The 12,341-nt window shown below is 61.4% G+C and carries 4 protein-coding genes; all 4 read left to right on the top strand.

Translation table 11 applies throughout. The features are described 5' to 3' along the window. Positions 1 to 8 precede the first annotated feature (8 nt). The 4 genes from NKH49_RS22490 to NKH49_RS22475 all read left to right on the top strand — a co-directional run bounded on the left by NKH49_RS22490 (position 9) and on the right by NKH49_RS22475 (position 12,199). A complete protein-coding gene (locus NKH49_RS22490) occupies positions 9 to 2,126 on the top strand; it encodes an RICIN domain-containing protein (RefSeq protein WP_352871000.1) in 2,118 nt (705 codons plus the stop codon). A gap of 65 nt (positions 2,127 to 2,191) precedes the next feature. Next, positions 2,192 to 5,029: a leucine-rich repeat domain-containing protein gene (locus NKH49_RS22485; protein WP_352685414.1), complete on the top strand. Its 2,838-nt coding sequence runs from the start codon at positions 2,192 to 2,194 to the stop codon at positions 5,027 to 5,029. A 25-nt stretch (positions 5,030 to 5,054) separates the two neighbouring features. Further along, the gene (locus tag NKH49_RS22480) at positions 5,055 to 11,516 is read left to right on the top strand and encodes an RHS repeat-associated core domain-containing protein (protein WP_352870998.1); all 6,462 of its coding nucleotides are present in this window, start codon (positions 5,055 to 5,057) and stop codon (positions 11,514 to 11,516) included. 32 nt (positions 11,517 to 11,548) lie between these two features. After that, a complete protein-coding gene (locus NKH49_RS22475) occupies positions 11,549 to 12,199 on the top strand; it encodes a hypothetical protein (protein WP_352502906.1) in 651 nt (216 codons plus the stop codon). Positions 12,200 to 12,341 lie beyond the last annotated feature (142 nt).

Below are 12,341 nucleotides of genomic sequence, written 5' to 3'. Positions count from 1 at the left end.
GAAACCAGATGACCCGCATAGCCCGATCGCTGCTCCTGCTGGCGCTGCTTGCGGTGATCGGCGCCGGTCGGGCCCGAGCCGAGGAACCGAAGCTCGTTCTGTTGGAGGACCCGACGCTGAACGCCACTCGCTTGCACTATCCCCTGCTCATCTCCGAAGAACGCGGCTACCGCATTCGCTGTAGTGTTCAGGCGGACGAGGAAGCAGTGATCCGCGGACTGGGCTTAGTAACTTTCCCGTCGCAAATGCTGAGCGCCGTCGACAATGCGGTCATCGCGGCCGACCCAGCCGCCAATCCGCTGTTGTGCCCATCCGACGAGCACTACCCGATCAAGGTCTTTGCGCATGATAGCGGCAGCGGGCTCGTCTACTACCTGCAGTTCCCGACCGATTTCGGGTCAACGTCCTTTTCCGACCAACTCTACATTCCCGGCTGCGCGCCGTTGGTCGAAGGGTTAAAGCTCAACCTCAATCAGGCGATCGAGGCCGACCCCACCCCTTTCTTTGCCGGAAAGGTCCATACCATCGCATGCCTGGCGGGCCCGCCGCTTGTCGGACGGCCGACGACCTTTGCCAGTTGGTGCATCAAGAACGACCTTGATCCTGCCCAGCAGACGACGGTCGAGGAGCTGCTCGAGCTGACACCCGGCGGTGCCTCCGCGTTGGGCAATCCGGCGGCGTGCGCAAGCGCGCAGGACTTTCTCGCGTCGAGCACGACGCTCGACCTTGCCGGGCGACGGCTGACAAATCTCGAGCCGCTGGCGACACTTACCCATCTGACGCGCCTGACCTTGTCCGGCAATGAAATAGCCGACACGCGCGATCTGGAAAAGCTGACCAAGCTTACCTTTCTCGATCTGTCGCGAAACAGGATCAGCAACATCAACGTGACTGGCGTGATGAAGGATTTGGCCGACGCCGACCTCAGTTCCAACCAGATCGCCGACCTGCGGCCGCTCGCCTCGGCGCGGGCGCTGACGCGACTGGTTCTGGCCAGCAACAAGATCGACGACGTGTCGCCGTTGCGGTTTCTGCAAGAGCTCACGGCGCTCGACCTGTCGAAAAACCGCGTCACGGATGCGCGCGCCTTGATGGGCCTTACCGAACTCACCTCTCTTAACCTGCGCGCGAACCGTCTGGCCACGGTGCAGTCCGTCAGCGCCATCCTGCCATTCAAGCCTTCGCTGGACGGCAATCCGGTCTGCATCAGTCGACCGGAGCAATCGACCGCGGCCACCGGGAAAATTTTCGAAGCCTGCATCACGGCGATCAAGGAGGGAGACGTGGTGCTGGCAAACATGCAGACCGGCAAATGCCTGGCAGTTTCCGAGGGGCGCCTCGACAACAACGCGCCGGCCGTACAGTTCAACTGCGACGGCGACCAGTGGCGCCGCTGGAAGCTGGTCGAGACGAATGACGGTTTTCAGTTACAGAACGTGCGGACCGGAAAATGCCTGACGATTGCCGGCGGTGTCAGCACCGACAACAACATCCCGGCCCTTCAATTCGACTGCGACCGAGATCCGTCGCGGCGCTGGAAGCTGACCGCAACCGGCGACGGCTTCCAGGCTGAAAACATGCAGACGAGCAAATGCCTGACCATTGCCGGCGGGGTGAGCACCGATGACAACGTCCCTGCCCTCCAATTCAATTGCGACCGCGATCCGTCGCGGTTCTGGAGCATCCGGGCGGCCGACCCGGAAGTGTTGCTGGTGAACCGGCAAACCGAAAGGTGCCTTTCGGTCGCGGAAGGACGAACCGACAACAATGCACCGACGGTGCAATTCGACTGCGACGGCAGTCAATGGCAGCGCTGGAGGCTGGTCGAGACGGGCGATGGCTTCCAGGTGGCCAACGTCCGGACAAGCAAGTGCCTGACGATTGCCGGCGGACTCAGTACCGAAGACAACATCCCGGCCTTGCAGTTCAACTGTGACAGCGATCCTTCGCGTCGTTGGAACCTTGTCGAGACGCGCGACGGAGTTCAGGCGGAAAACGTCCAGACAGGCAAGTGCCTGATCATTGCCGGCGGGGTTAGCAACTTGAACAACATCCCGGCCCTTCAGTTCACTTGCGATCGCGAGCCGTCGAGCTTTTGGACCATCAAGACCGCGGACGAGATGTAGCGCTGCCATTGGTTCGGGCTGATTGAGCCGCATCGATCAGCCTGAGCCTCGAAAGGAGAAACCAGATGAACCGCATCGGCCAATCGCTGCTCCTTGTTCTGGTCATGCTCGTGGCCGCCGCCGCCGGCCCGGCCCGCGCGGACGAGCCGAAGGTTGTGCTGTTCGAGGATCCGGCGCTGGAGGCGAACCGGCTGCATTATCCGTTGCTTATCTCCGACGGGCGCGGCTACCGCATCCGCTGCAAGGACCAGGCGGACGAGGAAGCAGTGATCCGCGGACTTGGCTTCGCGACGGTTCCCTCGGAGGTGTTGACCGCCGTCGACAGCGCGATCGTCGCCGCGGATCCGGCCGCCAATCCGCTGCTGTGCCCCTCGGGCGAGACATACCCAATAAAGGTGTTCGCGTACGATAATGGCGGCGGCCTCATCTACTACTTGCAATTTCCCTCAGACTTCGGCGCGACGACATTTTCCGACCGGCTCTACATTCCATCCTGCGCACCGCTGGTCACCGAGTTGAAGCTCAATCTCGACCAGGCGCTGAACGCCGACCCCACGCCGTTCTTCGCCGGCAAGATCCACACCATCACGTGCCTCTCGGGCGCGCCGCTGGTCAACAAGCCGACCACCTTCGCGAAATGGTGCATCAAGGGCGACCGCACGCCGGCTGAAACGGCGACCGTGATGGCGGTGCTCGATTCAACGCCCGGCGGAGTCTCCGCGCTCGGCAACCCGGCCGCCTGCGCCACCGCACAGACCTTCCTGGAATCGATCACGACGCTGAACCTGAGCGGCAAGGGCGTGCAATCACTCGAGCCGATTGCGGTGCTGACGAACCTCACCAGCCTGTCGATCGCCGGCAACAACTCGATCGCCGAACTCGGGCCGCTGGCCAAGCTCAAGACACTGACCTTTCTTGATATTTCCGGCAATCACGTCAGCAACATCAACGCCCTGGCGCCACTGATCGCGCTGACGCGGGCCGACGTCTCCGACAACGACATCACCGACATCCGCGCGCTGTCGGCGCTGGCGTTGCTGACGAACCTCACACTCGACGACAACAAGATCGCCAGCCTTGAGCCGCTGCAATTCCTGCAGGCGCTCTCGATCCTGTCCATCGCCAACAATGGCCTCACGGGCGACATGCTCGATCCGCTCAGCGCGCTCGGCGGCCTGACCAGTCTCAACCTCGCCAACAACAAGATCGAAACCTTCGCCAATCTCGGCAGCTTCCCCTCGACGCTGGCCATCAATCTCAGCGGCAATCCAATCGTGGCGAATGGCGGGCAGAGCTTCGTTGACCTGTGCGTGCTGCACCGCGACGCGGCGACCCCGCTTGGGCAAACCATACGAGCCATGGTCGAACTGGAGGGTGGCGGGACGTGCTTGGTGGTCGGCAACAAGCTGCTGGCGACCACCGCACTCGATTTGTCGTCGAAGATCGTCAGCGATCTGCGTCCGCTCGCCACCTTACCGCAACTCACCTCGCTCAACCTGTCCAACAATGCCATCACGGACGTCTCGCCGCTTGCCGGCCTGACCAATCTCGGCACACTCAACCTGTCGAAGAATTCGATCGCCAATGTCAGACCGCTGGCAGCGCTGTCGGGCCTGATCAGTCTCGATCTTTCCGACAATCCCGTGCAGGCGAGCGACTTCCTGTCGGCATGCCTGATGCGGAACCAGACCGACTTTCTAACGCCCGCGCAAACCGCGGAAGTGAACGCGCTGCTATCGATCTCGGGCAAGACTGTTTGCGGCAGAGCCTATGACGATCTCAGTTCGCGCCAGTTCGCCGATGCGAAGAACCGCGGGTTGACCAGCGTCTCGCTCTTCCCGGTGATGGGAAATCTGACCTCCATCGACCTGTCCGACAACCAGTTGTCCGACGTCTCGGCGCTGTCGGCGGTACCGGGGCTGACGAAGCTTTGGATCCGCAACAACCAGATCCCCTCGATCCAGGGCATCCTCCAGCTGCGCCGCCTCGAACAACTGAACATCGACGGCAATCCCCTGTCGAACCTGATCGGCATCGGAATGCTCAACAAGCTGACAAAGCTCTATTTCTCGAACACACACGTACAATCCGTGACGCCGTTGGCAGACCTGCCGCTGCTCGAGGATGCCGGCATGCGCAATCTGCCACTGCAATACGCCAGCTTCGCTGAATACTGCATCGTCTACCGGTTCGATTCTATTGCGCTCGGCGACGCCCGCGGCTTCATGGCGGCGCTCGACAGCCGCATGCAGGCCGACCACGTCGACAGCGCAGATTGCAGTGCAGCGCAGAACTGGGCGCAGTCACTGACCAGCCTGACTCTGAACAAGAAATCGATCATCGCCGTCAACCCGGTGGTCCATTTCCGGGCGCTGGGCGAACTTAACCTCTTCGACAATGTGATCACCGACGCGTCGCCGATCGCTTCGCTGACAGGACTTCAGAAACTGAACCTCGCCACCAACCGGCTATCCGCGATCCCGCGCTTCGGATCGAGCGGGCTCAAATACATCTACCTGAACGACAACCAGATCACCAATGTCGGCAATCTATCGAACATGCCGGCACTGTCGGATATCGATCTGCGCAACAACCGGGTCTTCGATGCGCTGCCGCTTGGCTCGCTTCCGGCGCTGTCAGTCGTCGATCTGAGAGGCAATCGGATCGAGAACTTCGCTAGCGTCCATCCGGTGATCGGAAAGACCTATCTGGGCAACAATCCGGTCTGCTCCTTCCCGCAGCCGCTCCTCCCTCAAGTCGCCGAAGCCTGCAACCGCGAGCCGTGGCGCATCTTCGATGGAAACATTCACTTGCACGACGCGATCGCCGTCCAGCCCTCGGTCATCTGTCCGCGCCCGAACTGCTTACAGCTCATCATCGTGGGTCCGCAAATTCATCAGTAGTGCCTGCATCCGGAGAGGTAGTCCCATGTTCATAAAGACCCTTACCGCCCTCGCAGCCCTGGCCGCTGGCGCCGCAGTACTCGGCTCACCGGCCCGCGCCGAAGACAAATCTGCGACGTCGATTGTGCAGTTGCCCGCTGCGGGCGGCACTGTCACGCAGGAGGAAGGCAGCTTCACGCTGAACAACAATACGGGATCGGCGAACTTCACCGTGCCGCTACCCACCCTGCCGACGCGCGGCCAGTTCGGGCCGCAACTGAGCCTCACCTACAGCCAGTTCGCGGGCGATACCGGCAACGGGCTCGGTATCGGCTGGCAGTTCAATACCCAGGCGATCGCCGTCAATGACGATCTCGGCACGGCCGTGCCCGGCACCAAGCCAGGCGGCGATTTCTTCTCCCGCCTGTCGTATATGGGCGCGCGGCTCATCTTCCTCGGCAACCAGAACGGCGTCTGGGAGTACAAGCCCGAATATGCCGAGGATTTCGTCAAGATCCTCTACCACACTGGCGCGTTCGACGTCCTTTCGCTCGACCTGACGGGCGGCCTACACACCGACACCATCTCCTCCGGTTTCGAGGTGATCAACGCCAACGGAACACGGCTGATCTTCAGCGGCGATTCCTCCGTGGCAGAGGGCAATTTCGATGTAGCCGCGCCCTATGTCACGAAATGGCCCCTGGTGCTGCAGCTCAATGCCAACCGCGAAGCCATCCGCTACGAGTACCAGCGTTTCGGTGGACGCAGCTACCTGACAAAGGCCAGCTTCGCCGGCGGTCAGAGCAGCTATCAGTTCGAGCTGATCGAGACGCAATCGACGCTCGTAAGCCACACCAATGGCAGCAAACAGGAGAACGCCCGGCTCTACGGCAAGGTGACGGCCAAGTTCAAAGACACCGTCTACGCCCAATGGTGCATGGGATATGTCGGCCGTGATACCAGTGACACGTCGAAGTTCGTCGTCCGGGCGCATCCGGACTGCCTGGCGAAGGCTCAGGCCGACCTCACGCCGCTCATCGACGCGCAGTCGGTCAATGTGCTCGACCAGCTGCGCGTGCTCTACCGGTATGGTGACACCGGCGGCGAGGCGCTGGCGCAATCGACGCTGAAGTTCCCGGACATCCATTTCGGCTATTCGTCGTGGACAAGCGCCGAACTGGCGTCGCGCCCCGTCGTGTTCGAAGCGCCGAAAATGGCGTTCGCCGGCGACATCCCGCCGCAGAATTTCGAATTGGCCGACCTCAACATGGATGCACTGGTCGACATCGTGCAGACCAAGGATGACGGCGCGACGGTGCATCTCGGAAGCGGCGACCTGAACAGCGCCTTCGGCGACACCAGCCAACTCGTGCTGTCGCGTCCGACCGAGGCTGGACTAATGCGCCAGATCGCCCCCCGGCTCACCGACAATCGCTTCGCTTTTGCCGACATCCTGGGCGACAGCTTCGTCGATATCGTCGAAATCGAAGACGGGCTGATGCACGTCTATGACGGCAAAGCCGACGGGACCTTCCCTTATCTCGGCCGCTCGATCCCGCTGCCCGGCGTCTCGCCAACGACATTCGCGGGCGGCAACGGCCGCTTCGCCGACGTTAATATGGACAGCCTGTCCGACATCGTCACGACGCGCCTCAATGCTGATGGCCGCACGGAATGGCGGATATTTCTCAATCTCACCCGGCGGCAGGCCGATGGGGGTTACAACGTCAATTTCGGAGCGCTTACCAAAGCGTTCCCATTCAACAGTCAGGACGGCCAGATACTCGGCCGCAACAATGTGCGGATGGTCGACATCAATGGCGACCGGCTGCCCGATCTCGTCGTCATCCGCCCGGCTGACCAGGGCTTCTGCCTCTATGAGAACCAGGGCGACATGTTCTCGAAGGACCCGAATGCGCTGCTGTTTGGCGACGCCGCGATCAACGATCCGGTCTGCGGTCACGGCAGCTTCTCGAAGATTGGCGGCATGCAGCCCGGCGATAACCTCGCCACAATGTGGTACATCGACGCCAACGGCGACGGCATCATCGATTTCGCGTCGATGGGCGAGCGCACTGACCAGATGCGCGTCTGGCTCGGCTTCGGCGACGGGACCTACCTGAAGGATCCGCTCAGCATCGCGCTCAATCTGCGGGTTCAACTGGGCGCGTCGACGCAGACCTTCGCTTCGCGCGTCGCAGACATCGACGGCGACGGCCAGAGCGAAATCATCGTGTTCCAGAAGCCGTCCGGCGACGAGGTGAAGCCCGTCGTCGTGATTGACTTCAACCGCACCGACACGGTGCAGTTGGTCAAGGCCAACCTGCTCACGGTCGTCGACTTCGATTCCGGCCGCCGGCACGACATTCGCTATGCGACTTCGATCGACGAGATGCTGCGCGACCGCGCCAACGGCCAGCCGACGCGCAACCTGCATTTTCCCGTTGTCGTTGCCAAGCAACTCGTCACGTCGCAGGGCATACCCGGCCAGGTTCGCGCCCAAGTGCAGACGGACGAATATTTCTACCACAATCCATTTTACGATGTGATCAATCGCCGTTTTATCGGCTTCTCGGACGTCGAGAGGATCGCGTACGGCGACGAGAACGCGGCCGGCCAGCGGGTCACGCAGCGCTCAAGCCTCGATCGCGAACAGTATTACACCTTCGCGGAAACGGCGGCTGACCTGAACCTCGCCGGCAAACTGAAGATCCGCAAGACCTATGAAGTGAAGCCCGAGGCGACGCTCGTCGCGAGCGCGGAGACGACCGAGACGCTCGATCCGTCGGCGGCGGCGCTGCACTCGCTGTCGACCGCCACGCGCACCCAGAAGCTGCCGACGACCGGGATGATGTTGAAGTGTGAGTCGTCGGTGTGGGAGACGTTTTCGCGTGGCGACGGCTCGTCCTATCTCAGAAAGGTCAAGGAGACGCTGACCGGTTCCGCCGGCGACGCCGAACAGCAGGACCCGGCCGATCCCGAATGTAAGGACCCGGTGAAGGTCCAGACGTATGCCGATTTCGACGAATTCAATATGCCCGCCTCGGAAACTGTGCAGGTTCGCGATATCCCGGGACCCGCGGATTTGACCATTCAGGGCTTTAGCCGCACCACCCAGACCGGGTATGCGCAGTCGCGTGCCGATCTCGCCGCGCTCAGCATTGTCAACGCCGCATCCGAGCGCCGTATCCTAACCGGAACGCGACTGCTCAGCCGTGAAAGCTTCACCTATCTAGCCGACGCGGGCGGTCGCATGGGCACCCGGACACTCGAAGTCTTTTCCGGCCTCAGCAACTTGCCGGCGTCGCTCGAGCAGTTCCGCAACGCCACCCGCACCCTCACCAAGAGAATGGGCTATGACGTCTTTGGCAACACCACCGCGCTGTCGGACGACCTTGGGCAGACAGAGGCCGTTCTCTACGAACAGACCGGCACCTCGCCGATGAGCCACACCAAGATGGCGGGTGGTGCGCCTGAGCTCAACCAGATCACGTCAATGACCTACGACGGGCCACGGGCCGGAGCTGTGCGAACGATGACGACTCCCCTCGGCATGGTCGTCACCAACGACTATGACGCGCTCGGCCGTAGGATCCATGAGGTGGCAGCCGACGGTGCGGAGAAATTCTACAGCTACAAGATCGGCGAGAGCGGCCTGCCCTCACTGATCTTGACATCGAAGCGCCGTTACGCAAGCGCTGCCCAAACTCCGGAAAGCGAAAGCGAATTCATTGCCGAGCTCGCCGCCTACAACGCCCGCGGCAACCAGATCGCCGACCTGGAAAGCGTTGCCGAGGGGGGCGTGCGGGTCCGCAACTTCGCGCTCTACAATCGCAACGAGAAACTGGTCTTCCGCTGGACCCCATTCGTCGTCAGGAGCTTCGGCGGTATCGACGATCTGAACCTGCAGAAGGTCTTCGAGCTGGGCGACGTTCCGCGTCCGGATCACGAAATCGGCAACACATATACCTACGACGCAACGGGCCGCATGGTGCGTGAGTCTTACCCGTCGGGCAAGGTTTCCGAGATGACCTTCGGGCCTTGGGGCACGCACACAATAACGACCTATGCCGATCAGTTCGATGGTACGGTGCGGAGCGAGGAATATTCGCTCAGCAACGAGAACGGGGTGACCGGCTTCATCGCCGCCAATGGCGACGGCGTGATGCAAATTTCCCGCTTCGTGCGCGATTCCTTCGGCTATTTGAGCGAGATTTGGCTGCCGGGCGAAACTGCGCCTCGACGGTTGATCTACAATTCGGTCGGCGACATCGAATTCCAGTCGATCCCCGGAATGGGCGACCGGTACGCCTTCTACGACGCGCGCGGGCGGCAATCAGCGATCGCGCGCGTCGGCGTGAACGGCGAAGCTTCCGTGCAGACGTCCACCTACGACTTCCTTAACCGCAAGCTCACAGAGGTTGACGACGGTGTCCTCCATCTCGAATACCGCTACGACCGGGGCGTCGAGATAGCCTCTGCGGCCGGGTTCGAAGTGCCGATCGCGTTGCCGCTCGATAAAATAACCGAGGTCATCATCCACGATCCCAACGGCCTGTTCGATGCGGCCGAACGCTACGCCTACAACGCGAACGGCCGCATGACCGCCAACGAGGTGGAGATCAACCACGCAAAGTATGCCGATCGCTTCCATCACACGCTTGATGGCCGGATCGATTCATCGATCGGCCCACGCGGCCTGACGTCGAAATTCGCGCTCGGACCGGACAAGAATCTCCGCTCCGTGACGGTATCCCATCCGGACTTCGCCGGCCCGCAGAAAGTGATCGAGAACATCACGTACAATCCGGAAGGACGGGTCGAGCGCGTCAACTACCGGCTCGGCGCCTTCACGCAGATGACCTACGATCCGACGACGCTGTTCCTGACGCATATCGTCTCGCAAGCGGGAGGCGTTCCGCTGCAGGACTTGACCATGGCTTTCAACTCGAACGGCTCCATCACACAGATCGTCGATGCGCTGGGCAGTGGCGCCGGCGACGCGACCCATGTCGACCGTTCCGGCACCTTTCACTATGACTTCAAGAACGAGCTCGTGAGTATCGATCGCTATGGCAAACATGCCGAATTCGGCTATTCGCCTGCCGGCACCTTCGCCCGCAATGACGAGCTCGATCCCGGAGCACGGATTGTCCCGGCGGCAGCCAGCGCGACCGGCCTCATTCCGGCCGGCAGCGCGTCCAAGCCATATGGTTTCGATGGCTTCGGCCAGCTGGCGACGTCGCCGAACCTTACCGGCACTGTCTTTGACATCAACGGCCGGCTCATCCGAGCGCAAACCGTGACCAACGACGTCTTCTACGGCTACGACCAGACCGGTCGACGCCTATACAAGAAGATCGTTACTCCGGACGGATCGAAGCCAGACCAGCTTTATCTCTATCCAGTGGAGACATTCGAGGTCGGCCCAAAGGGCGAAGAGAGCTATGTCAACATTGCCTCGACCAAGTTGGTGCGGCTCGAGCACGGCACCGGTAAATGGTTCTATTACCTCAAGGATCATATCGAGAGCAGCGACTATGTGATCGCCTCGGGCGGCGCCCCGGTCGAGCAAATGCTCTATCGCGCATACGGAACCGAGCACAAGCCGGAAGTACTGGCTCCTGCCTGGGCCGATCACTTGACGGATATTTCGGGCGAGTTGCCGCGCGAAAAAACCCACCATCGGTTCACCGGCAAATATCTCGACGACGATACCGGGCTCTACTACTTCGGTGCCCGCTACTACGATCCGGCCCTTGGCCGCTTCGTCTCACCCGACCCGCTGTATGTCGGCGATCCTGAGCGCTGCACCGGCAACCCCACATCATGCAATCTCTTCGCATATGCCAACAATAATCCGATGGCCTATATCGACCCGACAGGTCTCAAGGAGATCGTGGCCGGCGATGCCGCCTATCGGCGGCAAGTTGAGGAGGATATCCAACGCACAGACCCGACTGCCCGAGTCGACAGCAAGACCGGCGAGGTTTCGCAAAGCTGGCTCCACGGCGCCTGGCTCGACGTCAAGGACTTCTTCGTACCCGGTACCGGGATGGATACAGGGCGCGAACTCACCAAGAGGATTGTCGACAGCCCAGAAACGGTGACGATCCAGAACGTGGCCGGCCGCACCGGAACCGATCTCGCCGATCACACGAAGGATCCGACGACGACACCGGGAGGAGCGGTCATCTCTTACGATCCGGCGGCAGCCCGTATCCGCACGTCGAGCGAGTTCGACAAATCGACCGGCACGGTCGCGACAAACCCGGCCGATCCCGGCATCGTGCTCGCCCATGAGCAAATCCACGCCTCCCACATCCAGGCGGGACAGATTTCCGGCATGGGTCCAGCCACCTACAACGGGCTTGATGGAAAGCCACATACCTCCATGGACGAGGAAGCGCGGACCGTCGGTGTCGGCGGAACGCCGCGGCCTGACGACATAACGGAGAACCAATTGCGCGACATGCTCGGTATCAAGCCGCGCAACCACTACAACTGATTCGCGGCAACGCAGAAGGACGGAGGCATGACATGCGTAACTTCCCTCTCTCTACGGCAGCGCTGGCCGGGCTGGCGATGCTCATCACTGCGGCGGCCCTCGCTCAATCCATGAACCCGCAGATGAAGGAGCCGCAAGCGATGCCACTCGATTTCCTGACCTGGATCGATCGTGACGCAGACTGGCTGCAGAAGCAAATTGCCGCACTTGGCGGGTCGGGAAAGCTCACCATCGATGGCGGCATTCTGGAGACGACCGACCTTGATACGTTGAAGGCAGCCAATCGCATTCGTGCCTTTGCCTACCTCGCGACCAAGGGGCTGAGGCCTCCCTATTTCGATCTGACGATCGCTGCGGGTGACGCGACGAAGCGGTGCGTCACGCAATTCCCCCGCAGCATTGCTCCAGGCATCGGTCCCATGGATTTTGCAAGGAAGAGTTTCCCGGCGGACGCTGCCGACCAAACCGAACTGAAATCCTGCACGGTCGCAGGTCAGGGTAAAGACTATGCCGGGCTTGACCGGGCGACCTTTCGAGATCGCTACTTCGATGCATCAGGCACATTGAAGCCGGAATTTCGCAACCTCGGCGACGATCCCGCTTTCAGAGCCAAGGCGATCGACGAGGGCTTCTTCCTGGCGACGGAGGATTATAGCGGCCTGTTGCAGCTGGACCTGCGGTAGGCTAGCCGCGAGGTAGCAAGCAACATCTGGCGCCGACGAAGGGCTAGAGCCTTTCACGTTTTGATGGAAGCGTAGCCGGCGTTTGCGAAGTAGTTGTTGCATTCGGTTGCCTCGATCGTTTCAACGAGGTGGCCGATGTGGC

Origin of the sequence: Mesorhizobium sp. M1088, from assembly GCF_040318575.1 — a bacterium.
Lineage (GTDB): Bacteria > Pseudomonadota > Alphaproteobacteria > Rhizobiales > Rhizobiaceae > Mesorhizobium.
Note: the sequence above shows the minus strand (reverse complement) of the source record. Positions and strands in the feature narration are given on the sequence as shown.

Bases quoted from the DNA above. Each gene is read 5' to 3' on its own strand.
- NKH49_RS22485 (WP_352685414.1), top strand. From the start codon at position 2,192: ATGAACCGCATCGGCCAATCGCTGCTCCTTGTTCTGGTCATGCTCGTG.
- NKH49_RS22490 (WP_352871000.1), top strand. From the start codon at position 9: ATGACCCGCATAGCCCGATCGCTGCTCCTGCTGGCGCTGCTTGCGGTG.
- NKH49_RS22475 (WP_352502906.1), top strand. From the start codon at position 11,549: ATGCGTAACTTCCCTCTCTCTACGGCAGCGCTGGCCGGGCTGGCGATG.
- NKH49_RS22480 (WP_352870998.1), top strand. From the start codon at position 5,055: ATGTTCATAAAGACCCTTACCGCCCTCGCAGCCCTGGCCGCTGGCGCC.